A 23,650-nucleotide genomic window follows, 5' to 3' on the forward strand; every position below is an offset into this window, starting at 1 on the left:
GGTCCGCTGCGACCCCCTTCGTGCCCCGGCGCGACGGGGGGCGCTGCATGTCCAGCCGGTGGTCTCGAGGCTCCCGCCCTGGCGGGCAGTCGCACCTCGACCAGCGACGCTCGCCGCAGCGTCCCGCCGACCAGGCCCCGGTGGGGTGGTCGACGGGACGCTGTGGACGCCGTGGGCGTACCCCCTTCGCCTGTGGATGCCGGGTCGAGGTACCCGAGCGAGCCCTGACTCACGCGAGCACCTCGACCCGGTCAGGGGGAGGCGAAGGGGGACGAAGGGGTCAGCCGGTCGCGAGCGCGCGGAGGCGGTCGAGGCTGCCGTTGAAGACGTTCTGGTCGATGGGGGTGTCGGAGTACTGCCAGAAGGTGTAGTAGCTCCAGCCGGTCGGCAGGGTGCCGGCGGCGGTGCTGTACCGGGCGATCCACAGCGGCACCTCGGCGGCGAAGCGGGTGTCGTGGCCGACGCACTGGTTCCACCAGTTCGTGTTCGTGTAGATGACCGGCGCGCGGCCGGTGCGGGCCTTGTACCGCTTCACGAAGTCCTGGATCCACGTCACCATGCCGGCCTGCGTCTTGCCGAAGCAGGTGGCGCCGTAGGGGTTCCACTCCATGTCGAGCGCACCGGGGAGGGTCTTGCCGTCCGCCGACCAGCCGCCGCCGTTGTTGACGAACCAGTCCGCCTGGGCGGTGCCGCTCGAGCGGTCCGGCAGCGCGAAGTGGTACGAGCCGCGGATGAAGCCCTGGGTGTAGGAGCCGGTGTACTGGTGGTTGAAGGACGGGCTCTTGTAGCTCGTGCCCTCCGTGGCCTTGACGTACGCGAAGCGCTTGCCCGCCGCCCACTGCCCCGCCCAGTCGACCTGGCCCTGCCAGTTCGAGACGTCGATGCCGTTGACGGTCGCGGTGACCCCGGACTCGCGCGCGGCGCTCGTGTCGAGCTGACTGGCCTTGAGCGGGGTGCCTCGCTCGCGCCAGCCCATGTAGGCCTGACCGGGCTCGGTGATGCCCGCGGAGCGGGCGCCGGAGGTGGGCTCGGGGGCCGGGGCGTTCCCGGCCGTGGCGGTGGGGGCCACCGCGGTGAGCGCGGCGACGGCGGCGGTGGCGATGAGGGCTCGGCGCATGCTCGAAGGCTAGGAGCGAGCCCAATCCCCCTGCACCCCATCGGGATCCATCGTCTGGTCAGGAGTGCGTCAGCCCAGGTCAGTGCGCGGTCAGATGAGTCAGCGGGGCGTCGCTTCCCCCCTGACAATGGTCGGCTTACACTGTAAGCCGACCATCAGGGGCCCCCGGCCCGACCGCAAACCGATCGACCCGGACGCGTAGGATCACCACCCAACCGCTCGCCAGCGACAGGGGTAGGTGCATGAGCGCAGCAGACGCATCGGCGAAGGGGTCCTCGAAGCCTCGTCTGAGCCGAGACCTCGTCGTGCGGTCGGCCCTGGCCTACATCGACGCCGAGGGAGCCCAGAAGTTGACGATGCGATCGCTGGGCAGCGCGCTGGGGGTCGAGGCGATGTCCCTCTACCGCCACGTCTCCGGCCGTGAGGACCTGCTCGAGGCCGTCGTCGCCGAGCTGCTCCGGGGCCTCGAGGAGGACCTCGACGCCGAGCTCTCCGAGACCTGGCAGGGCTATCTGCAGACCTTCGCCCACGTCGTGCGTCGGGTCGCGCTCGATCACCCCCTGGCCTTCCCCCTCGTCGCCACCCGGCACCCGGCTGCCCCGTGGCTGCGCCCGCCGCTGCGCAGCCTCTCCCTCGTCGAGGACTTCCTGCGCACGCTCATCGGCCACGGCTTCACCGAGGGCGGCGCCGTGCACGCCTACCGCTCCTTCAGCAGCTTCCTCCTCGGGCACCTCCTGCTCGAGTCGGTGGTCCAGGGCGCCGAGACCTCTCCCGTCGACCAGCCACTCGACGAAGGGGGTGCGCAGATCCCCGAGGGGGACGCCGAGCTCGACCTCGCCGACTTCCCCACCGTCGCACGTCTGCGCGAGGCGCTGAGCGAGGACCACTCCAAGGAGGAGTTCGAGATCGGCCTCGAGACGCTCATCGAGCGCATCGAGATGCACGTCTCCCAGTAGCCGCACGCAGCGTCGACGGGCCCGACCCCAGGAGGCCGGACCCGTCGTCACTTGCGCAGCTGACCCGCGCGGCCAACCCCTCAGTCGTCGAGCGCGATGTCGTCGAGCACGGTGTCGTCGATCTTGCGGTGGTACCGCATGCCGGCGCGACCGCCGAGCACGGCGCCGACGAGGGTGACCACGGCGACGACGACGAGCGCGATGACCCCCGTCGTCACGGCGTCACCCGTCCCCACCGGGATCCGCGGCAGCGCGTCGAGCTGGGCCAGGGCGTCGAAGCGGTCGCCGGCCACCAGGCCGAGCACCGCCGCCAGGACGGCGACGACGACGGCCCACAGCCACACGGCGACACCCTGCCGGGCCCCGTCGAAGCGTGACATCCGGCCCGCGACGTACCCGCCGGCGAAGTAGCTGACGAGCAGGATGAGCAGGGTCGCCACCACGCCCGCGATGCCCACCGCCTGCGGGTCACCGCTCGCGTCGGCGACAGCCTCGTCGACGCTGGTCTTCGTGCTCATGCCGATGGCGGTCCCCGTCGCGGCCACCACGGCGGCCAGCAGGACGGTCAGACCGACCGCGGTGAGCCACCCGAAGAACGCGGCGCCGATCTTCATCCCTCCGTAGGCGCGCTCCTGACGCTCGCGCAGGTCGGCCGTGCCCGTCGCTTCGTGACGGTCCCGACCCCCTTCGCCGGCCCTGGGGTCGTGCCGACGGGTGAGGCCGTGCTCGTCGGCGCGTCGTGCGCGGCTGCCCTCGGGCACACCGCCGTCCATGCTCGTGCTCATCGTGCGTCTCCTCTCGTGGTCGGGCTGCGCGAGCCCCCCACGGCCACGGGCCGTGGGGGGGCTCACACGGGGGTGCTCAGGCTCGGTCGGTACGACCGCGCTGGGCGTCGTCGGGCAGGTCAGCCTCGATCTGCTCCTTGCGGACCTGCTCGCTCACCTGCTGCTCGTCGGTGACGGTCTCGGTGCCGAGCGCGACGCGCTCGACGGGGACCGTCTCCTTGTCGACGACGACGCGCTCCTGCATGAGCGTGACCTCGTGCTCCTCCTCGGTGAGGTCACCACCGGAGAGCGCCTCGCCGCGGTTGGCGTCGGTGATCGGCTCGCGCTCGATGCGGACCTCCTCGCGCTGCACCGGCACGGTCGTCGTGACGTCCTCGGTGACGATGTACTTGCGCAGCCGGGCACGTCCCGCGGCCACCTTCTCGGTGTGCACGTCGAGCCGCTCCTCGGAGCGGGTCATCGCGTCGTCGGTGTTGGGACCCGACGTGTCGTGGCCGTCGCCGCGGACGCCACGGTCACGGCTGTCGTCGCGGTCGCCGCCACGGTCCAGACCGCCCTGCACCGGAGCCTCGGCACCGTCGTCGGAGATCCCGTAGTAGCGGTAGAGCTCGGCCTCGTCGTCCGCGTCGAGGTGCCCGTCGGCGTCCACGCGGGGAGCGTCCTTGATGACGTCCTTGGCGTAGGCCACCTGGATCTCGTCGTCACCGCGCACGGTGGCACCGCGAAGGGGGACGAAGGTCTCGCTGGTCCCGAAGAGACCGGTGTTGGCGGTGACCCACTCGGGCTGCCCGGTCGAGTCGTCGAGGTAGATCTGGCCGATCTTGCCGACCTTGTCGCCCGCCGTGTCGACGACGACGCCGCCGGTGGCGAGGGTACGAACCTGCTCGGAAGTAATCATGCGATCCTCCATGTCGTTCGATGGGTTTACAACGTAAACGTAACGACGCCCTGGACGTCCAGACCGTGGAGCGGACCCCCTCCTTTGGGGTGTGATCCACCGGTCACGACGGCCACGGGCGCCGGCTCAGCGCTGGTCGCGGTCGAAGGGGACGTCGGCCGGCTGGGCACCGCCGGCCGGCCGGGTACGAGCCTCCGCGGCCTGCGCCGCGGCCTTGGCCTGGTGGGCCTGCTGCGAGACGGAGGGAGCCTTGGCCGCCTCGTCCTTGATGTTCTGCGCCTCGCGCTCGGCGGTGCCGAGGTAGCCCTCCCAGCGGGCCTGCATCGGCTTGATGAGCCCGCCGCCGACACCGACGACGAGGATGCCGCCGATGGTCGCGAGGACGGCGATGAGGACCGGCATGGTCACCGTCGTGGCGATGCCGACCTGGTCGAGGGCCGCGATGATGCCGAGGCCGATGATGAAGGCGCCGGCGATGTTGGCCAGGACGCGGCCGTAGGACAGCCCGCCCAGGGTGTTGGCGACGAGCTCGCGGACCGCCGTGGCGATCGCGGCGGCGAGGACGACGATGACGATCGCCACGACGACGCTCGGGAGGAAGGCGATGACGCGCGTGAGCAGGTCGCTGATCGGGTTGGGGCCGAAGACCCCGAAGGCGAGCTGCAGCACGAAGAGGACGAGCGTGTAGTAGACGACCTTGCCGACGATCGACGAGGCGTCGTACTGCGACCGCGCGAGGGCGCGCTTGACGCCGCCCCGCTCGACCGCGCGGTCGAAGCCGACGCGCTCGAGGATCGAGTCGACGGCCTTGCCGAGGACCTTCGCCACGATCCACCCGATGACGAGGATGACGAGGAAGAGGACGATCTTGGGGACGTACAGGGCCAGGGCGACCCACAGCTGGTCGAGCGCGTTCTGCATCTGCTTCTCCTGAAATGCGTCGGTTTACGCTGTAAGTCAGCGCATTTCAGGAATGGTGGCAGACTTGTAAGCATGATCGAGCGAGAGGCACCCCCCTGCCCGAGCTGCGGGCAGGTCAGCGCCTCTGATGTGACCGACCGCCGCTTCGACGCCCAGGGCGAGCACGAGAAGACCACCTACATCTGCCGCGACGGCCACACGTGGAGCGCGGAGCGCTCGAGCAGGCCCGAGGGACGCCTTGTCGCCCCCCTCCGCGCAGCCCTCACCCGCCGCGCCACCCGCCGCCTGCAGCGCAAGGGCTGAGCGGGGCGACCTCGAGGGTCGAGGGTGACCTCGAGGCTCAGGCCTGGCGGCCTTCGCACCCCTACCGCGCGAGGTGCGCTCGAAGCCTCTCGTCCTGGTCCACCGGCTCCCAGCCGGTGGCGGCGATCTTGTCCAGCGAGAGGGTGCTGTGGCGGGGGCGGGGGGCCATGGGGCGGCCGTCGGCGTACTCGGCCGTGCTCACGCCGGTGACGTCGGACCCGGACCTCCCCCGCAGCTCGAAGACCGCCTTCGCGACGTCGGCCCACGACCGGCTCGCTCCCCCGCTCGTCACGTCGTACGTCCCTGCAGGGGCCCCGACCTCCAGCAGGTGCGCGACCGCCCCCGCGAGGTCGTCGGCGAAGGTGAGCCGCCCGTGCTGGTCGTCGACGACGCGGGGGGACACCCCTTCGTCGGCCAGGCGGGCCATCGTGTCGACGAAGTTCGCCCCGTCACCGATGACCCACGACGTGCGCAGCACGTAGTGGCGCGGGACGACAGAGACCGCGAGGTCGCCGGCGGCCTTGCTCTGCCCGTAGACGCCGAGCGGCGCCAGCCCTTCGTCCTCGTCGTGCACCTCGGCGGTGCCGTCGAAGACGTAGTCGCTCGAGACGTGCACGAGGGTGAGGTCGTGGCGTACGGCGAGCGCGGCGAGCCGGGCGACGGCGGTCGCGTTGGCGGCCCACGCCTCGCGCCGGCCGGGCTCGCTCTCGGCGTGGTCGACGGCGGTCATCGCGGCGGCGTTGACGACGACGTCGACCCCCGACCAGTCGAAGGCCTCGAGCGCCGCCGGGTCGGAGATGTCGAGCTCGGCGCGGGTCAGCCCGCGCGCGTCCGGCAGCGCCCGCATCAGCGCACGGCCCACCTGGCCATGGGCCCCGAGGACGAGCACCCGCTGCGCGGTCCGGGCGAAGGGGGTGACCCCCGCCAGGGTCGGGTTGCCCCGGTCCTTGTCGCTGATCTCCGCGCGCTCGAGCGGGATCGGCCAGGCGATCGCGGCATCGGGGTCGTCGAGCGCGAGCGCGGGGTAGGTGAGCCCGGGCTGCCAGTGCGCGCTGACGAGATAGCTGTACGCCGTGCCGTCCTCGAGCGCCTGGTAGGAGTTGCCGACGCCACGCGGCACGAAGACCGCGACCCCCGGGTCGACCTCGACGGTCACCGTCGTGCCGAAGCCCTCGCCCTCGCGCAGGTCGACCCACGCGCCGAAGACACGCCCGGTGACGACGGAGACGAGCTTGTCCCACGGCTCGGCGTGGATGCCACGCGTGGCGCCCGCGCTGTCGTTGTACGAGACGTTGTGCTGCACCGGCCCGAAGTCCGGCAGCCCGAGCGCGGTCATCTTCGCCCGCTGCCACGACTCCTTGAACCACCCGCGGGCGTCCCCGTGCACGGGCAGTCGCAGGACGAGCAGTCCCGGGATCGCGGTGGTCTCGACGCTCAGCTCGGCCACGGTCAGTGCCCCTTCGCCGCGTACGTGGCCTCGGTGGCCGCCTTCTGCGGGCGCCACCAGTCCTCGTGCTCGCGGTACCACTGCACCGTGCGCTCGAGCCCCTCGCGGAAGTCGCCGTACCGCGGCTCCCAGCCGAGCTCGGTGCGAAGCCGCGTCGAGTCGATGGCGTAGCGCATGTCGTGCCCGGCCCGGTCGGTGACGTGCTCGAAGTCGTCGGGGTCACGCCCCATGAGCTCGAGGATCGTGCGGACGACGGTGAGGTTGTCCTGCTCCCCGTCGGCGCCGACGAGATAGGTGCGGCCGCTCTCCCCGTTCGTGAGGATCGTCCACACGGCGCTGGAGTGGTCGTCGGCGTGGATCCAGTCGCGCACGTTCGCCCCGGCGCCGTAGAGGCGCGGGCGGACCCCGTCGATCAGGTTGGTGATCTGGCGCGGGATGAACTTCTCGACGTGCTGCCACGGCCCGTAGTTGTTCGAGCAGTTCGAGATCGTCGCGGGGATGCCGAAGGAGCGCACCCACGCGCGCACGAGGTGGTCGCTGCCGGCCTTCGTCGCGGAGTACGGGCTCGACGGCTGGTAGGGCGTGGCCTCGGTGAAGCGGGCCGGGTCGTCGAGCTCGAGGTCGCCGTAGACCTCGTCGGTAGAGACGTGGTGCAGCCGGGTGCCGTGGCGGCGCACCGCCTCGAGGATCGTGTACGTGCCGACGATGTTGGTCCGCACGAAGGGGGACGGGTCGGCCAGCGAGTTGTCGTTGTGCGACTCGGCGGCGTAGTGCACGACCGCGTCGGCCTCGGCGACGAGCGGGTCGACGGTCTCGGCCTCGGCGATGTCGCCGACGACGAGCCGCACCCTGTCTGCGGGCAGGTCGGCGAGCGAGGCCTCGCTCGAGGCGTACGTCAGCTTGTCGAGGACGGTGACGTGGGCGTCGGTCGTCGCGACGACGTGGTGGACGAAGTTGCTGCCGATGAAGCCGGCTCCCCCGGTGACGAGCAATCGGTGCATGCCTTGCAGGGTATGGGTGCCCGAGGTGCGCGCACCGGGCTTCGGGCAGATCCCGTGCGGTGCAGGGCTGCCCGTCCTACCGTGAGCGCATGACCGAGGACCGCGGACCGACCTTCGACGGGGTGCGCATCGGGCGGCCCGCGACCGGGGCGCTCGTCGACGCGGGCTACCGCTCCCAGGCCGACCTCCCGGAGGACCTCGAGGAGCTGCTCGCGCTGCACGGGGTCGGCCCGAGGGCCGTCCGACTGCTCGACGAGGCACGACGGGGCGCGTGACGGCCTGATCTCCGGCTGACGCGCTTACGATCCCCCCAGCCCGTCACCCACCCGAGGAGCTCACGATGGCCGGTCCGGCCGTGATCAAGAAGGTCGCCATCCAGATCGCCGGATGGCTGCTCGTGCTCGTCGGCATCGCCGCGCTCTTCCTGCCCGGCCCGGGTCTGCTCGCCCTCTTCGCCGGCATGGCGCTGCTCGCGACGCAGTACGAGTGGGCGGAGCGCCGGCTCGAGCCGGTGAAGAAGGCGGCCCTACGCACCGCGGCCGACAGCGTCTCGAGCTGGGGCCGGATCGCGCTGTCGGGCCTGCTCATCGTCTTCCTCGTCGGCGCGGGCGTCGTGTGGGGCCTGCAGCCCCCGGTCCCGTCGTGGTGGCCCCTCGACGCCAAGTGGTGGCTCCCCGGCGGCTGGGGCACCGGCGGCTCCCTCATCGCCTCCGGCGTCATCGCCGCGGCGATGCTCGTCTACAGCTATCTCAACTTCCGCGACATCCGCGACGACGAGGCCCGCGAGGACCAGCGGGTCTGACCTCCCCCTTCACGCGGGACGCAGGGCGCATCTGCGTGGTGGTCCACGTAGCATCTTCCAGGGCCTGGACTACGAGCGACGGAGATTGACGTGCATCGAGTAGTGGCGCGCCTCAGCTCCGCCCGACGGCGAACCACCTTCGGAGTCGCCGCAGCGGTCGTCGTAGCACTTGGGGCCTACGGGGCGTCACGAGCATCAACGACTGGGCCCGCGATGCAGCAGTCCACTGCCGTGATCGCCAACGGATGGCAGACCCCGGTGGACGCCGTCCCGCAGACCAAGACGAGCGCAGCGCTCGTCGTCGAGGGGCGGCTCAAGCTCGCGGTGGTCGTCTCGGGCAGTCCTGCGCGCCTGCAGGTCGTCGACGTCGAGAGCAATCACGTCGACAGCTCGGTGGGGTTACCGGGGATGTCGACGGGCGAGGCGCTGGTCGTCGACCGCCAGGGCCGCATATATGCAGGCGGTAACACCGAGCACCTCTACCGTTACACCCCCGGACAGATCTCGGCTGTCGACCTGGGGCCGGTGACTCCCCGAGCAAGCAACGTCTTCACCCTCGAAGTGGGGACCGACGGCGTCGTATGGGGCGGGAGCTACCCGCACGCAGAGCTCTGGCGTGTGGAGCCTCAGTCGTCGCGGATCACCAATCTCGGTCAGGTGAGAGCGAGCGCTCAGTACGCACGCCGCGTCGTAGCAGACGGCCGCTTCGTCTACGTGGCGGTCGGGCCTTCGAGACCCGGGATCGTCCGGATCTCGATCGACGACCCCGCTGATCGCTTGCAGATCCCGCTGCCGGACCCGATCGAGACCGGGATCATCGGGGAGATGCGTCTGCTCGGACGGTTTCTCTCAGTCGAGATCCCCGCTGGCAAGACCACTTCTGGCCTGTCTCAGCCCCCGCAACGCCGCCTGTACGACCTGTGGCGCCGCACCTGGACCGTCCCGTCGAATGATGCACGCGTGGCCCCATCCCCCGTCGGCAGCTCGGGAGACTTCTACTACGTCAACGGCGGCGGCATGACCGCCGTCGACGCCCAGTCGGGTGAATCGCGTCCTGTCCACCGAACCGCTGATGTCAGCGGGCGGGACACGCACGTGGTTCACACGACGCTGGGTGGGTCGACAGGCGACCGACTCCTCGTCTACAACCCCAGGCGCGACGAGATCACCTCCATCGATCCCTCGACCGGGGTGGCGACCACGTACCCGATCACGCTCTTGCCTGTGCCCATGACGATCAAGTCCGTGTCCAACGGCGACCCGGGCCGGATCTTCGTCGGCGGGTACGGAGGAGGGAGCCTGTCCATCGTCAACCTCCGCACTGGCGCGAAGAGCCAGTTTCCACGGAGACCCGTCAAGGGCGGCGCTCGCATCATCGGTGAGATCGAGGGCACCGCGGCGCACGGGCGCTACCAATATCTGGGTTCGTACAGCGGCGCTAAGGTCTTCCAGTACGACCGCACCCGTGAGTGGGTGGACGGCACGAACCCAAAGGTCATCGCAGACCTCGGGGGCGCTGCTCAGCAGGACAGACCTCGTGCGTGGGCGACTGGAGGTGACCGTGTCTTCTTCGGCACAATCCCGAAGTTCGGAGTGCTCGGTGGTGGCCTCGGGATCATCGAGTCCGACGCAACCGTCCGCTTCGTCCGAGACGTCGTACCCGAGCAGTCAGTGGTGAGCCTGTCGGCCATGGGTGACGTCGTCGTCGGTGGGACGTCACGGTGGGGAGGTCTGGGGACGCAGCCCTCTGCCAGCAGCGCGACCGTCTTCGCGTACGACGCCGCTAGGGGGGTCAAGATCTGGGAGACCTCACCTGCACCGGGCGCACAGGCTTTCGGAGCAGTCGTCTTCGACCCGTCTGGATCGGTCTGGGCCGCTCAGGGCGGCACTCTCTTCGAGCTGGACCCCCTCACCGGGGCGGTGAAGAGGCGGGTCGACGTCACGACCGAGCCACAGCGAGACGAGCTGACGTACAACTCCTCGGCCTTGGTGATCCACGGCGGGACCCTCTACCTGCAGACCTCTACCAGCATCTACGCCGTGGACCCGGCGACGGGTCGGTCAGAGACCATCGTGGACAGTGGGGTCTCCCTGCCCCAGCTCGTCGTGGACGGGGACGACCTGCTCTACCCAGCGGGTGAGGAGCTGAGGAAAGTAAGCCTGCGATAGGCGCCCCCGACCTAGGGTGGTGTCATGCGCGGCATCATCCTGGCCGGGGGGACCGGCTCGCGACTGCACCCGATCACGCTCGGGACGAGCAAGCAGCTCGTGCCGGTCTACGACAAGCCGATGGTCTACTACCCGCTGTCGACGCTCATGCTCGCGGGGATCCAGGACGTCCTGCTCATCACGACCCCCCACGAGGCCGACGGCTTCCACCGGCTGCTCGGCGACGGCTCGCAGATGGGCATCAACCTCACCTACGCGGAGCAGCCCTCCCCCGACGGGCTCGCGCAGGCCTTCGTCATCGGCCACGACCACCTCGCCGGTGGCAAGGCGGGCCTCGTCCTCGGCGACAACATCTTCTACGGGCCGGGTCTGGGCACCCAGCTACGGCGCCACCACGAGATCGACGGGGCTGCGATCTTCGGCTACCGCGTCGCCGACCCGACCGCCTACGGCGTCGTCGAGGTGGACGGCGAAGGGAGGGCGATCAGCCTCGAGGAGAAGCCCACCCGTCCGCGGAGCGACCTCGCGGTGCCGGGTCTGTACTTCTACGACGAAGGGGTGGTCGACCGTGCCGCCGCTCTGCGCCCGAGCGCGCGTGGCGAGCTCGAGATCACCGACCTCAACCGCGGGTACATGGAGGAGGGTCGCCTGCAGGTCGAGGTCCTCCCCCGCGGCACGGCGTGGCTCGACACCGGCAGCTTCGACTCGCTCAACGACGCGAGCAACTACGTGCGCACGCTGGAGGGCCGGCAAGGCCTGAAGGTCGGCTGCCCCGAGGAGGTCGCCTGGCGCATGGGCTACATCGACGACGACGGTCTGCGCGAGCGCGCCGAGCCGCTGATCAAGAGCGGCTACGGCCAGTACCTCTTGGGGTTGCTCGAAAGTCGTTGAGCAGGAGACCACTTCTGCAACGTGTGCCACAATCACTCCCGGTCGATATGCACAGCATCTACCTGGGGAGGATCGGACTGTGCCTGATTCAGCCCCGCTTCGTGCGCGTGCCCGCAGAGGGCCCCGACGACGCCTCGTGGCTGTCGTGACGGACACCTGCATCTGGTCGGTGGCGATCGTCTCGGCAACCGTCCTGCGTTACGACTTCGACCTCGGGCGGGTCGACACCGACCGTCTCATCATCACGGCGCTCGCCGCCGCAGTCATCCACCTGGTCTTCGGCTTCGTGCTCGGCCCGTACCTCGTGCGCCACCAGTCCGGCTCGTTCGAGGAGGTCTACGCCCTCACGAAGCTGATCGTGCTCGTCGCGGCGGTCCTCTTCGTCGCCAACTTCTTCGCGCAGCCGATTTTCGTGCCCAGGACGGTCCCGGTCACCGCGGCCGCCATCGCGCTGGTCGGCATGTTCGGCGCCCGCTTCGTCATCCGCTCGCTCGACTCCGCCGATCATGCACCCGACTCGCGCAGGGTCGTCATCTTCGGAGCCGGCGAGGGTGGGCACCAGCTGGTGCGCTCGATGCTCCGCGACCCGGACCAGGGTCTCCTCCCGGTCGCTCTCCTCGACGACGACCCGCGCAAGAAGCGACTGCGCATCGACGGGGTCAGGGTCCGTGGTCGGCGCGAGGATCTCGCCGGGGTCGCCTTCCGCGCGGGCGCGACCACGCTGGCCGTCGCCGTGCCGAGCGCCGCCCCCGACCTGCTCGTCGACCTCAGGCACCGTGCCGAGGAGGCTGGGCTCGACATCCTCGTGCTCCCGCCGATGTCGGAGATCGTCGGCCGCCCCAGCACCCGTAACCTGCGCAGCATCGACCTGCGCGACCTGCTCGGTCGCCACCCTGTCGAGCTCGACACCGCAGCGGTCGCCCGGACCGTCATGGGGAGGCGCGTGCTCGTCACCGGGGCCGGAGGGTCGATCGGTTCCGAGCTGTGCCGGCAGATCGAGCGATACGCGCCCGCCGCTCTCGTGCTGCTCGACCGTGATGAGACCGCCCTGCAGGCGACCCAGATGAGCATGACCGGGCGCGGGCTCTTCGAGGGTGATCACGTCGTCCTCGCCGACATCCGCGATCGTGGTCGACTGCGCGAGGTCTTCGCTGCTCACCAGCCTGAGATCGTCTTCCACGCCGCCGCTCTCAAGCATCTGTCGATCCTCGAGCGCTCTCTCGACGAGGCGTGGAAGACGAACGTGCTCGGCACGCTCAACGTCCTGGAGACAGCACGTGAGCACGACGTCGACACCTTCGTCAACATCTCGACCGACAAGGCGGCCGATCCCACCAGCGTCCTGGGTCGCAGCAAGCGACTGACCGAGCGCCTCACCTCCACGTACGGCAGGCGTGGACGCGGCACGTTCGTCAGCGTGCGCTTCGGCAACGTCCTCGGCTCGCGGGGCTCGGTCGTCGGCGTCTTCGCCAGCCAGATCGAGCGAGGTGGGCCAGTCACGGTCACGCACCCCGACGTCGAGCGCTACTTCATGCTCGTCGACGAGGCCTGCCAGCTGGTCCTGCAAGCGGCAGCACTCGGCGGACGCGGCGACGTGCTCGTCCTCGACATGGGCACGCCGGCGAAGATCGACGAGATGGCGAGAACTCTCATCAGCCTCTCGGAGCGGACCGGGATCGACATCGTCTACACCGGTCTGCGTGACGGCGAGAAGCTCCGGGAGCAGCTCTTCGGACAGGACGAGGCCATCCTCGACTCCGGCCACCCGAGGGTGTCGCGTGTCCTCGCCCCGGCGATGGCCCGCGATCATCTCGTGCGTCTGCGTCAGGCCACCCCGGAGCAGGCGCGGACCTGGATGGAGGAGCCGCCCGGTGTCGTCCTCGACCAGACGGCGGGCTGGACTCGCGGACAGGGGCGATGATCTCGAGTCGCGCCAGGTCGGCTGGCCTCGTCGGTGCGGTCGCGGCCGTCACGACGTCAGCAGCCGCGCTGCCGATCCGATCTGCTCTCGTGCGGGCCGACATGCTCGACCACCCGAACTCCCGCTCCTCGCACGTCGTGCCCGTCCCCAGGGCAGGCGGCGTGGCGTGCGCCGCAGGGATCACCGCCGGTCTGCTCCTGTCGAGGACACGCGGCGACACGGCAGCCCCGGGCGCGCGTCAGATCCTCGCTGTCGCGGCTCTGACCGCGGTGGGTCTCGGCGACGACCTCGGCGACGTCCCACCCTTCGTCCGGCTCGGAGCCCAGGCCGTCGCAGGGCTCGTCGCGAGCGGATGCGGTGCCCAGGCAACCCTGGCAGGTCCGCCGGTCTACGTGCTCGCAGTCAACGTCGTGAACTTCATGGACGGCATCAACGCGATGACAGCCCTGACCGGGCTCGCCTGGGGCCTGCACGCGACCGCTGCTCCGCGCACCGCCCTCCATGGCACGCTGGTGGCCGGCGTCAGCATGGGCTTCCTGCCCTGGAACGCGCCCGTCGCACGCCTCTTCCTCGGGGACTCGGGCAGCTATCTCATCGGGTCGATGATCGCTGCTGCCGCGACGACCGGAGGGGTGAAGGACGGTCTGAGGACCATCCTCCCCCTCGCGCCCTACGTGTCGGATGCACTCGTCACGCTCACGCGGCGAGCCAGCGCAGGTGCGCCACTGACGCAGGCGCACCGATCTCACGCCTACCAGCGCCTGGTCCACGAGCAGGGCCTGACCCACGGCCAGGTGGCTGTCGCGCACGCTGCTCAGGTGCTCGTCCTGTCCGCGGTGGCCCGCCGGTGCCCGCCGGCTACGGCGATCGTCGCCTCCGTCGCCCTCTCCGGCGGCTGGGCCGCGTCCCCCGAGGTCCTCGGCGTGCTACGTCGTCGCCGCGTCGAAGATGTCGCTCGTGCTCTCGGACATCGACGTCGAGGACTCGCTCGTGGTGGTGCTCTCCGTGCCGTCAGTCGTGCCAGAGGGTTCTTCGGTCCCGGAGGGGCTGCCCGAAGGATCTGAGCTGGTCGAGCTGGGGAGCGGATCGGAGCTCGGGTTGCCGGTGCTGGTGCCGACGGGGCCGGGACCGGCCGGGCCGGGTGCGGGCGGAGCCGGCGTGCTCGTGACGACGGGCGGCGGAGCGTCGGTCGTCGCCGGCTCCGGCGGTCGGGAGGAGGTCTCTGACGTGACCGACGTCGACTCGTCCGGCGTGACGTCCGCGGTCGGGCTGGTCGTCGCAGGAGGGCTGACCGGGACCCGCCCGAAGAGGAAATCAGCGACGGCCTGGGCCCACGCGTCGGCGCCCGGTGCTGTTAGCCCGGTCTGGCTCGCAGGGTCAACCAGCAACACGCCTTCAGCTGAGTCGAACGCCTTGCCGATGTCCACGCTGGGGACGTCCTGCTTCGACGACCAGCGACGTTGTGCCGCCCGCACCTGTGTGTGGGACGGCTCACCTTGGTCGGGTCCGACGACCAGTGCGATGACGGCGTTCGGCGCCTGTGACTCAACCGCCCGCATCAGGGAGCTGAGCTGAGCGCTCAGCCCCTCGGCCCGCACCGGCTGATAGCTGATGAGGACGACGTCGGCGTCCTTGGGGACGAGGAAGGGCAAACGGTTCTTCGCGTAGGAAGGTGAAGAACCTGGCACAGATGCGTTCCGCAGTACGAGCTGCCGTCCTGCTCCGGACTTGACGGCATCCGAGTACTTGGTGGGGTCGTCAGGCGACAGACGCGCGTAGTCGACAGCGCGCCCTCCCTCGGCGGCGACCGAGCTCAGCCGGTCGACCCACCCAGCGTCCCCCACACCCTCGTCGCCACCCAGAACCACCACAGTCGGGCTCTCACGACGAGAGAGCACCTCACGGGGACTCGGCCTTGATCGCTTAGTCGGGGTGCCGGACGTCGTCGGTGCCGCATCGATCGAGGAGGAGGAACTCGTCGCGGAGTCCCGCGTCGACGGCGCACCCTCGAGCCCCACCACGATCCCGACGACGACGCCGATGTTGAGGAGCACGACGACGATGCCAACGAGGACGCCGGTCAGCCTTGCTCTTCTCACCCGGGTAGTATCGCGCACGGCGACGCCGGATCAGACATCGGCTCGGCTGGGACGGGGGTCGTCCGACGTCACCACAGGGAGAGATTGATGCCGTCAACGCGCACCGTGCGCACCGCGCTCTGGCACCTTAGGCACGGCGGGATGGATCAGGTGCGCGCGTGGCGGCGCCGACAAGGTGCGGCGTCCACCGGTGTCGCGATCGTCGAGGATCGCTACCCGGAATGGCCCATCCCAGACCGCCAACCACGCCGTCCCGACCTGCGGGTCGCGACCATCCTCGACGACTTCAGCCGGCTCGCGCTCTCACCGGAGTGGTCTCAGATCGACATCACCCCGACGTCGTGGCCAGACCAGATCGCCGACGGGGTCGACCTGCTCTTCGTCGAGTCGGCGTGGCACGGCAACGGCGCTGCATGGCGCTACAAGCTCACCGGACCGAGCGCTCCCGCGCCTCAGCTCGTGGCCCTCGTCGAGGAGTGCCGTCGACGTGAGATCCCGACGGTCTTCTGGTGCAAGGAGGACCCGGTCCACTTCGAGGACTTCCTCGACACAGCACGTCTTTTCGACCGGGTGCTCACCACCGATGTCGAGATGGTCGAGCGGTACCGAGAGCGGCTGGGCCATGACCGCGTCGCGGTCATGGCGTTCGCCGCGCAGGAGCGCATCCACAACCCGATCCGTCCGACCCGAGGGCACGCGAGCCGAGACATCGCCTTCGCCGGCATGTACTTCGCCCACAAGTATCCCGAGCGGCGTGAGCAGATGGATCTGCTCCTCGGCGCGGCCGCCGACGTCTCGCCCCGCATGAAGCACGGGCTCGAGATCTTCTCGCGCTTCCAGGGCGGAGATCCCAACTACCAGTTCCCGGCGCCCTTGGACCAGCGCGTCGTCGGAAGTCTGACCTACGAGCAGACACTCAGCGCCTATCGCGCCTTCAAGGTCTTCCTCAACGTCAACTCGGTGGTCGGCAGCCCCAGCATGTGCGCTCGACGCGTCTTCGAGATCTCAGCGTGCGGCACCCCGGTCGTCTCTACTCCGAGCGCTGCGCTCGACGCGTTCTTCCCGCCCGATGAGGTCGTCCGCGTCGACGACCCCGACGAGGCCCGGTGGATGCTCCGGGCGCTCGTGCGCAGCCCGCTCCTGCGAGACCGCACCGTCCACCGCGCGCAGCGGCGCATCTGGCGCGATCACACGTACGCCGCGCGGGTCGATGAGGTGCTGCGCGCCGTCGGGCTGGACGAGCACGTACGGCGTCCCCGGATGGTCACCGCGCTCGTCTCGACCAACCGACCGCACCAGCTCGAGCACGTCATCGCCCAGGTCGGGCAGCAGCGTGACGTCACAGTGCAGCTCGCCCTGCTCATGCACGGCTTCGACGAGGAGGCCCGTGTCCGTGCCCTGGCGGCCGAGCACAGGCTCGAGGACGTCGTCGTGCTGCAGGCAGACGCCTCGGTGCCGCTGGGCACCTGCCTCAACAGGCTCGTCGACGCGGCGGACGGGGACGTCGTCGCGAAGATGGACGACGACGACCTGTACGGCGAGCACTACCTCTTCGACAGCCTGCAGGCGCTCGAGTACTCCGGAGCCGAGGTCGTCGGCAAGCACGCGCACCAGATGTATCTCGAGAGCCAGGAAGCCCACGTCGTGCGCTTCCCGGAGCAGGAGCACCGCTTCACGCACTTCGTCGTCGGGCCGACGATCGTCGCCCCCCGGTCGGTCGTGGCGCAGCACCGCTTCCCCGATGTCGGGGTAGGTGAGGACAGCGAGCTCCTGCGCCGGGTCATCGCCGGTGGTGGGCGGGTCTACTCCGCCGACCGCTTCGGCTTCGTGCAGGTGCGAAGGGGTGGCGACGACCACACGTGGTCGGCAAGCGACGCCGAGCTGCTGGCGAATGCTGACGTACTAGCTGTGGGTCGGGACAAGCCGATGGACGCCGGTCGTCCTGGCGCGCGCAGGATCTCGGTGGGTGCGCTTACCCGCGAGCCCTAGAGCCAGCCGGGGCGGCGCGGCGCGCCCGGTGCGACCTCGATGCGGGCGAACTCGGCGATGCGCTCCATGGTGTCAGCACGGTTCAGCGGGAAATGACCCCCGCGAACCAGGCTCAGCTGCGAGTACATCTCTGTCTGCGCGCGATGCTGTGCCCAGCCGTGTTCCTTGGCCAACGCCGAGACCCGGGACACGAAGTAGCCGTAGTGGTCGGCGACATGCGATTGATCCCGGACGTTCTGCAGGTAGAGGTGATCTGGGACATGTCTCTCGTGCGCGAACCGCTCGGTCACGTCGATCCGGTGCCAGAGCTCCGGGGGTGTGTCTGCGATCCGAGTCACGTCGAAGGCGACGGCCGCCGCTCGGTCCGCTTCGCCGACCTGCTGATACCGCCGCATGTCGATCTGAGGGATGTCGACGACAGCGATCGAGCCGGGGAGGCAGGCGGCCATGTGCAGCGACGAGAATCCTCCCGCCGAACCGCCGTAAAAGACGACCTGACCAGCCTCGAGACCGAGCTCATCTTTCGTCCGGCCGACGATGTCCGCCATCTCTCGCGCGGTATCGCGCTCACGAGTTCCGAACCACCAGCCAGCGTTCAGGGTGTCGTCGAGATAGAGGATTGGGTCGTTGAGGACCATCGCCGAGGTGTGCGGGATGTCTTCAGACCAGGTCCACCTCTGGAACGCCGGCAGGACGACCTGGCTACGCACCAGTGCGCTCTGACCCACGACCAGGAGGAGTCGACTCCCTGAGCGGAGAGAGCTGAAGAAGTCGTACCGGAGGCCATCCTCCTCGATGGTCACCGTCCCGCGCCCGTCGATGACCGGCTCGTAGCTCCCCACCCCGTCGAATGTCCACGCGTCGTCGGGGAAGGCCTTAGCCGCCGGGTTGAGCGGGCTACCGGTGGGCTGGAGACGGATGAAGCGCGCGAGGTGGGCACCGCACTTGGCGTCGAGGTCGGCGTCCGACTCGACGGGCGCTCCGATGACGAGAACTCGGTCGTCCGCGGCCCGGCGATACGACCGAGCGACGACGATCGCCCTCGTCCGATCTGGGAGCAACGACGCGAGCCGGTCGAGGTCGAGACTGGGCGACTCCCCTCGATCCACCAGAAAGAGCACGAGCTCGTCTTCCTCCGGGAAGGACGCCCAGTATGCCCCCAGTCGATCGAGGTCGAGCCAGAGGTCGTGGCCGCGCCGAAATCCCTCGGTGATGTCGTGGCGATGGAGCTGCATCGACTCGATGTAGCGATCAAAAGCACCGCCGGGGCTATCGATCGTCGCAAGCCAGCGGAATGCCCGGTCCTCGAACATCGAATACCTCAGCCCGCACCAAGCGTCGACCGGCGGAGCATCTGAGCCTCGGAGTGCCCTCGGCTGAAGGCGCTTGTGAGAACGCCTTCCCACAATGCGTCATCGAGGTCCCAGATGATGAGCTTGACCACTGAACTCCTTGTCCGGCGCGCTGGCAGGGAATCCAGCTCAGCGAGGTGTTCGTCTTGCGATGCGAAGGTTCTCGTCGGATCGCCGGGCCCGATCCTACGCACAAGCACCCTCCCCGTAGACCGCCGTGCAACACGCTCGGAGACCAGGCACTAGCGTATGAGCCGAAGTCACCACGACCGGACTGCAACCCAATGCGTCCTAAGCACGTACCGGTCCACCTCAGGAGTCGTAGATGCGAAATCTCAAGCTGATCGTCGCTGCCGGTGTGGTCATCGGGGTGGCGGCAGTCGCCTGCGCCGCGCTGATAGCCGGACCCGAGGTGACCAGTGCCGTGGGGACGGTCGTGCTCCTCATCGCTCTGGTCGGAGTTGCTTTCGTCCTCGTGCAGTCGCTGTCTCAGCTTCGCACCGCGTCACGCAGTCTTCAGGCACGCCTTTCTGAGCACTCACCCACGGGGCAACCGCTCACGGCGCTGCAGGCAGACATCACCGCACTGCGGGCTGAGGTCGACGGGGTGTCGGCGACGATCGAGTCTCTGCGTCGGACGTACCTGCGTAACGCCGCGGACACACGCTCGATGCTCGTCAACCTCGACGAAGCGCGCAGCGAGACGTCGGATGTCGAGCAGTTGACCCTGGCTCAGGTACGGCACGCGCTCTTGCAGTCCATGGGCGTCCTTGGTCGTCAGCAGAACCAGCTCAGCGCTCGGATCCACGCGTTGGAGTCCTCCACCGCCACGGCGGTGCAAGGCACCGCGGCAGAGATGGCGGAGCTGCGAACCGCCCTGGACAGCCTCGCAGCGGGGACGACTGAGCTGAGCGTCCGCGCGAACATCCTGATTGGGCTGGTGCGCATGTCGACGAGCACGCCCGAACTCGGGGCTCACAAGTGAGCGAACACGCCCTTGGTCGGGTCGACATCAAAGAGGGAGAGGCGGAGGTCAGCCTGCTGGGCCGCCCGGGCGAGTACATCTTCGAGCAGGTGCGGTCGTCGACAGGCTTCTACGAGGGAGACCTGCTGGCGGCTCTCGCCGGCATCGCCCTGAGTCGGCCAGGTTGGATCGTCGATGGCGGCGCGAACATCGGTAATCACACGGTGTACTTCGCGACGGTCTTCGACGCCAAGGTGATGGCGATCGAGCCTGACGCTGACAACCTCGACATCCTTCGGGCCAACGTTGCCCAGAACGCGCTGACCGACCGGGTCACGATCAAGGACGTCGCGCTGTGGGACGGCGAGGGGCCGCTGACCATCGACAACCCGCACCCCGACAACGGCGGACTCACGCGAGTGGTCGACTCGGGTGGTCGAGAGGTCGTCGGCACAACGTTGGACAATCTGTGCGCGGACCTCGACGTGAACCTGCTCAAGCTCGACCTCGAGGGGGCCGAGGTGCGTGCCCTCAATGGCGCACTGGACCTGCTTGAGCGCTCACATCCGATCATCTGCGTCGAGGCACACGGCCCGATCGCGTCCCGAGACATCCACGGCGTCCTGGCGCCCCTCGGCTATGAGGTCGTACTCATCGGGGGCCGGTCTGACAATCTAGTGCTGGCCCACCCCGACGGACCATACGCGGGCGACCTACACCAGCTGCGGCGAAGGCTCGAGGTCGAACGAGACCGCCGTTCCGAACGGATCGCGGCGGGGGCTGCTCAGCGAATTAGTAAAGGACTGAACCGCATCGAGCACCGGCTCGCCGGTGACGACGCATCCACCGATGAGGCCGGGGCAGGCGGCAGCGTTCATCTCAAGGCGGAGCTTGCGGCATCCCGCGAGGCGCTAGCCGCGGCACTCGCGGACGCGGCGGCCACGCGGGAGGTCCACGAGGAGCGGACCCGCGGCCTTGACAGCCATCTGGAGGCCGGGCGGAGATCCGTCAGCGAGCTGAGCACCACCCTCGCCAGGGTCCGCCTGGAACTCGATGACCAGACGAACAAGGCCCGCGCCGCCAGTCAGGCCACTGACGATGCACTGCATCGACTTCGGGAGGCCGAAGCCGTGTCCGAACGCCTCGCCAACGAGCTCCGGCAGACCACCGCGGAACGCGAGGAGCTGATCGTCGAGCTGGCTGCCGCCCGGGAGTCCGCCTCGTCTCTGCACCGGGCTCAGGGCGACCTTCGACATGACCTCGACCTCATGGCGATGAGCTACCAGCTCGTCTCCGATCGCCTGGAGTCTGCAGTACCAGGGTCCTGGGACCACTCCGTCGGCGTGGACACGGCGCTCGCCCTGCTCTCAGGGGACGAGCCTCCGACGATCCTCAACCGTGCGGCTCCGAGCTCCGACGTTCGCCCTCTGCTTCACCGCCAGGTGCGCAAGGACCACGTCCGCATCGGGATCGCCACGATGCCCGGGCGCGAGGAGGGGCTGGCAATCGTGCTGCAGAGCCTCGCACCCCAGGCAGACGACATCCACGTCTACCTGAACGAGATGGACGAGGTCCCCCGGTCGCTGCCGGCCTACGACAACGTCTTCTTCCACACAGGGCCCGATCATGGCGACCGAGGCAAGTTCCTCTTCGTCGACGAGTACGAGGGGTACTACCTCACGTGCGACGACGACATCGCCTACCCGGACTTCTACGTCGACCACCTCATCGACGGCATCGAGCGCTACGACCGCAAGGCCGTCGTCGGTTGGCACGGCTCGATATTCCACGACGGCTTCAGCGACTACTACAGCGCGGAGTCCCGCCGGGTCCTCGCGTACTACTCCACCCGAGGCGCTGATACCGGGGTCCACCTGCTCGGGACAGGAGCGGCGGGATTCCATACGGACACGCTCAGGGTGACTTCCGAGGACTTCACGATTCCCAACATGGCCGATGTCTGGCTCGCCCTTCGTGCTCAGAAGTCCCGGACGCCCATGGTGGTCCTTGCTCACGAGCGGGGCTGGGCCGACCCGATCGACCGCCACGCTCCTTCCATCTCGAACGCCTCGATCAAGAAGGACGGCGGCAAGCGCCTGGACGTCCGGGAGACCGTGACCAGAACGGTGGCCGATCACAAGCCGTGGGTCATCCACGAGGCCACCGAGACTCCGCTGCGGTCGAGTCTCAAGGTTGCCATCGTCGGCAGGACGGACGTCGACCGATGGCGCAAGGGAGGCATCCTCAAGTCCACGCACCTCATGGCGACCGCGCTACGCCGCTTTGGCGTCACCAGCCACCTTGCCGACATCGAGACGGGCGACCCGTTCGGCCTCGAGGACTTCGTGCCAGACGTGGTCGTCATCTACGCCGGCGACCCTGATCGTCCGGATTACGCGCGGGCGGAAGCAGTGGCCAAGCACCACATGAGGTTGGGCCGCCAGGTGGTGATCAACATGTCGCTCCAGTCCGTCCCGGAACGGACCGAGAGCATCGTCCGCTCTGTGCAGGAGCTGGATGCCGAGTGCCCCGGTCACGCTCACCTCATGGTCTTCACTGCTGCGGCCAAGAACATGCCCGGCATGGAGCCGATCCGCCACCTTGTTGTGGAGGTGCCGAAGACGTTGGCACCGGTCAGTCCCCCATACGCCGAGTACAGCACCACCTCCGGTGTCTTCGTCGGGGATATCGCCAAGCTCGCAGACCCAGCGCTCGTCGGTGGCTCCGGCCGCGAGTGGGTAGCAGCGATACGTGCCGCACTTCCCGGGGTCCCGGTCTACGGTGTGCAGCAGTACAAGCCGCGATTCACCCCGGACTTCGAGCTTGACGAAGTCTGGCCGTTCCTGAAGGACAATTTCTCTGAGCGCCTCTCAACGGTGCGGCTCATGGTCGCACCGACCAAGTACGCGACCTACGAGATGGTCCCGATGGAGGTGGCGGCGCTTGGTGTCCCGATCGTGTTCCGGGAGATGCCGCAGTCCCTCTCTGAAACGCTCGGCCTGGCCGGGGTCGAGGTCGACAGACCGGAGCAGCTGAACTCTGTGCTCCCGGCGATGTATCGCGACCCGGTCCTATGGCGCACCTTCAGCAGGGCCGGACGGACCCGCGCCGAGAGCCAAGAGGTGCAGCTCGCCTCTGGCCAGATCTATCTCAAGCTCGCCGGCATCGTCGCACGTTCGAAGGAGTCGAATTGACGTCGCCCTACCGTCCGCCTCAGATCTCCCCCAGCATCGGCCAGGGCTGGGCCGTCTTCGGTGAGGCAGAGGCCCGGATCAACAACACCCAGCTCTTCGGCACCGTGTTCTTCGGCTTCGCCAGCTACATCAACTCTGGGCTGATCCGGTCCTACTGCGAGATTGGACGGTACTGCTCCATCGGCCGAGACGTGACGATCGGCCTGGCGAACCACGACTCCTCCGTGATCAGCACCAACCCCTGGTTCACCTTCCCGACGGATCGCAGCCAGATGAGACTCGCGAACGAGGAGCCAAAGCGCCGCGTCATCATCGGCCACGACGTCTGGATCGGAGACGGTGTCCGCATCATGTCTGGCATCCGGATCGGGACCGGGGCGATCATAGGCGCGGGTTCGATCGTGACGCGCGACGTGCCTGCTTACGGCGTCGTGGTGGGTAGCCCGGCTCGTCTCGTCAAGCAACGTTTTGACTCAGTTACGAGCGATCGGCTACTCGCGAGCCGGTGGTGGGAGCTCGACCCGCACGGGCTGCGTCAGGTCGTCTCCAAGGACGTGCATGCGAGTCTGAACGCGCTCGCGCAGGCGGATCTCCCGACCTATCCCACCACCTACACCAGGTTGACCCCACCGAAGGACAAAGCACCTTGACACATCTGCATCCCGACGAGCAGACGGACAGCGAGGCCCTGTCGCGCCACCTCGCTGCCGAGGTCGCTGCGCACCCGCACGAAGTGCTCGCGGAGCTGCAGAGGTTGCGGGCTCGAGCACGCGTGCTTCAACGCCTCGAGACCGAGCACCGGTCACTCCAGACGAAGAACGCCGGGGCACAGGCACGGGTC

General features: G+C 68.9%; 18 protein-coding genes and 2 pseudogenes. 12 read left to right on the forward strand and 8 right to left on the reverse strand.

Annotation, left to right across the window (positions count from 1 at the left end):
• Window positions 1-280 precede the first annotated feature (280 nt).
• Window positions 281-1,117, reverse strand: a complete 837-nt coding sequence (locus ABIB53_RS02780; RefSeq protein ID WP_229299293.1) for a lysozyme — start codon at window positions 1,115-1,117, stop codon at window positions 281-283.
• Window positions 1,118-1,359: 242 nt separating this feature from the next.
• On the opposite strand from ABIB53_RS02780, the gene ABIB53_RS02785 reads away from it, so the two are divergent.
• Window positions 1,360-2,073: a TetR/AcrR family transcriptional regulator C-terminal domain-containing protein gene (locus ABIB53_RS02785; protein ID WP_354587023.1), complete on the forward strand. Its 714-nt coding sequence runs from the start codon at window positions 1,360-1,362 to the stop codon at window positions 2,071-2,073.
• Between the two features lie 80 nt (window positions 2,074-2,153).
• Here the strand turns inward: ABIB53_RS02785 and ABIB53_RS02790 are convergent, their stop codons facing one another.
• The 3 genes from ABIB53_RS02790 to ABIB53_RS02800 form a co-directional block, all read right to left on the reverse strand.
• The gene (locus tag ABIB53_RS02790) at window positions 2,154-2,858 is read right to left on the reverse strand and encodes a hypothetical protein (RefSeq protein ID WP_354587024.1); all 705 of its coding nucleotides are present in this window, start codon (window positions 2,856-2,858) and stop codon (window positions 2,154-2,156) included.
• A 76-nt stretch (window positions 2,859-2,934) separates the two neighbouring features.
• Window positions 2,935-3,756, reverse strand: a complete 822-nt coding sequence (locus ABIB53_RS02795) for a DUF2382 domain-containing protein (RefSeq protein WP_354587026.1) — start codon at window positions 3,754-3,756, stop codon at window positions 2,935-2,937.
• A 126-nt stretch (window positions 3,757-3,882) separates the two neighbouring features.
• Complete coding sequence (locus tag ABIB53_RS02800; RefSeq protein ID WP_354587027.1) at window positions 3,883-4,677, reverse strand: mechanosensitive ion channel family protein; 795 nt, start codon at window positions 4,675-4,677, stop codon at window positions 3,883-3,885.
• A 72-nt stretch (window positions 4,678-4,749) separates the two neighbouring features.
• On the opposite strand from ABIB53_RS02800, the gene ABIB53_RS02805 reads away from it, so the two are divergent.
• Window positions 4,750-4,980 (forward strand): hypothetical protein, encoded by a 231-nt coding sequence (locus ABIB53_RS02805; RefSeq protein ID WP_354587028.1) that lies wholly within the window; start codon window positions 4,750-4,752, stop codon window positions 4,978-4,980.
• A gap of 61 nt (window positions 4,981-5,041) precedes the next feature.
• Here the strand turns inward: ABIB53_RS02805 and ABIB53_RS02810 are convergent, their stop codons facing one another.
• Window positions 5,042-6,427, reverse strand: a complete 1,386-nt coding sequence (locus tag ABIB53_RS02810; RefSeq protein ID WP_354587029.1) for a sugar nucleotide-binding protein — start codon at window positions 6,425-6,427, stop codon at window positions 5,042-5,044.
• Window positions 6,428-6,429: 2 nt separating this feature from the next.
• On the reverse strand, window positions 6,430-7,428 hold the full coding sequence (gene rfbB / locus ABIB53_RS02815) for a dTDP-glucose 4,6-dehydratase (RefSeq protein ID WP_354587031.1): 999 nt from the start codon (window positions 7,426-7,428) through the stop codon (window positions 6,430-6,432).
• 89 nt (window positions 7,429-7,517) lie between these two features.
• On the opposite strand from rfbB, the gene ABIB53_RS02820 reads away from it, so the two are divergent.
• The 6 genes and pseudogenes from ABIB53_RS02820 to ABIB53_RS02845 all read left to right on the forward strand — a co-directional run.
• On the forward strand, window positions 7,518-7,703 hold the full coding sequence (locus tag ABIB53_RS02820; protein WP_354587033.1) for a helix-hairpin-helix domain-containing protein: 186 nt from the start codon (window positions 7,518-7,520) through the stop codon (window positions 7,701-7,703).
• A gap of 65 nt (window positions 7,704-7,768) precedes the next feature.
• The gene (locus tag ABIB53_RS02825) at window positions 7,769-8,230 is read left to right on the forward strand and encodes a PGPGW domain-containing protein (protein ID WP_354587034.1); all 462 of its coding nucleotides are present in this window, start codon (window positions 7,769-7,771) and stop codon (window positions 8,228-8,230) included.
• 231 nt (window positions 8,231-8,461) lie between these two features.
• The gene (locus tag ABIB53_RS02830; protein WP_354587035.1) at window positions 8,462-10,399 is read left to right on the forward strand and encodes a hypothetical protein; all 1,938 of its coding nucleotides are present in this window, start codon (window positions 8,462-8,464) and stop codon (window positions 10,397-10,399) included.
• 24 nt (window positions 10,400-10,423) lie between these two features.
• Window positions 10,424-11,290: a glucose-1-phosphate thymidylyltransferase RfbA gene (gene rfbA, locus ABIB53_RS02835; protein WP_354587036.1), complete on the forward strand. Its 867-nt coding sequence runs from the start codon at window positions 10,424-10,426 to the stop codon at window positions 11,288-11,290.
• A 136-nt stretch (window positions 11,291-11,426) separates the two neighbouring features.
• Complete coding sequence (locus ABIB53_RS02840) at window positions 11,427-13,211, forward strand: polysaccharide biosynthesis protein (protein WP_354587038.1); 1,785 nt, start codon at window positions 11,427-11,429, stop codon at window positions 13,209-13,211.
• 101 nt (window positions 13,212-13,312) lie between these two features.
• Window positions 13,313-13,825 (forward strand): annotated as a pseudogene (locus ABIB53_RS02845) (MraY family glycosyltransferase); the annotation flags it as partial.
• Window positions 13,826-14,137: 312 nt separating this feature from the next.
• Here ABIB53_RS02845 and ABIB53_RS02850 read toward each other — a convergent pair.
• Window positions 14,138-15,265, reverse strand: a complete 1,128-nt coding sequence (locus ABIB53_RS02850) for an SGNH/GDSL hydrolase family protein (protein ID WP_354587039.1) — start codon at window positions 15,263-15,265, stop codon at window positions 14,138-14,140.
• A 132-nt stretch (window positions 15,266-15,397) separates the two neighbouring features.
• On the opposite strand from ABIB53_RS02850, the gene ABIB53_RS02855 reads away from it, so the two are divergent.
• Window positions 15,398-17,299, forward strand: a complete 1,902-nt coding sequence (locus ABIB53_RS02855; protein ID WP_354587040.1) for a glycosyltransferase family protein — start codon at window positions 15,398-15,400, stop codon at window positions 17,297-17,299.
• Here ABIB53_RS02855 and ABIB53_RS02860 read toward each other — a convergent pair.
• Window positions 17,296-18,612 carry a hypothetical protein gene (locus ABIB53_RS02860; RefSeq protein ID WP_354587041.1) on the reverse strand — a complete coding sequence of 439 codons (1,317 nt, stop codon included), beginning with the start codon at window positions 18,610-18,612 and terminating at the stop codon, window positions 17,296-17,298. The genes ABIB53_RS02855 and ABIB53_RS02860 overlap by 4 nt on opposite strands.
• A 364-nt stretch (window positions 18,613-18,976) precedes the next feature.
• Here ABIB53_RS02860 and ABIB53_RS02865 point away from each other — a divergent pair, with 364 nt between their 5' ends.
• The 3 genes and pseudogenes from ABIB53_RS02865 to ABIB53_RS16235 all read left to right on the forward strand — a co-directional run.
• Window positions 18,977-19,636 carry a hypothetical protein gene (locus ABIB53_RS02865; protein WP_354587042.1) on the forward strand — a complete coding sequence of 220 codons (660 nt, stop codon included), beginning with the start codon at window positions 18,977-18,979 and terminating at the stop codon, window positions 19,634-19,636.
• The gene (locus ABIB53_RS02870; RefSeq protein ID WP_354587043.1) at window positions 19,633-22,809 is read left to right on the forward strand and encodes an FkbM family methyltransferase; all 3,177 of its coding nucleotides are present in this window, start codon (window positions 19,633-19,635) and stop codon (window positions 22,807-22,809) included. Before ABIB53_RS02865 ends, ABIB53_RS02870 begins: the two co-directional genes overlap by 4 nt.
• Before the next feature lie 314 nt (window positions 22,810-23,123).
• Window positions 23,124-23,280, forward strand: a pseudogene (locus ABIB53_RS16235) (LbetaH domain-containing protein); the annotation flags it as partial.
• Window positions 23,281-23,650 lie beyond the last annotated feature (370 nt).

The organism is Janibacter sp. UYMM211, from assembly GCF_040547045.1.
In the GTDB taxonomy this organism is placed as follows: Bacteria; Actinomycetota; Actinomycetes; order Actinomycetales; family Dermatophilaceae; genus Marihabitans; species Marihabitans melonis.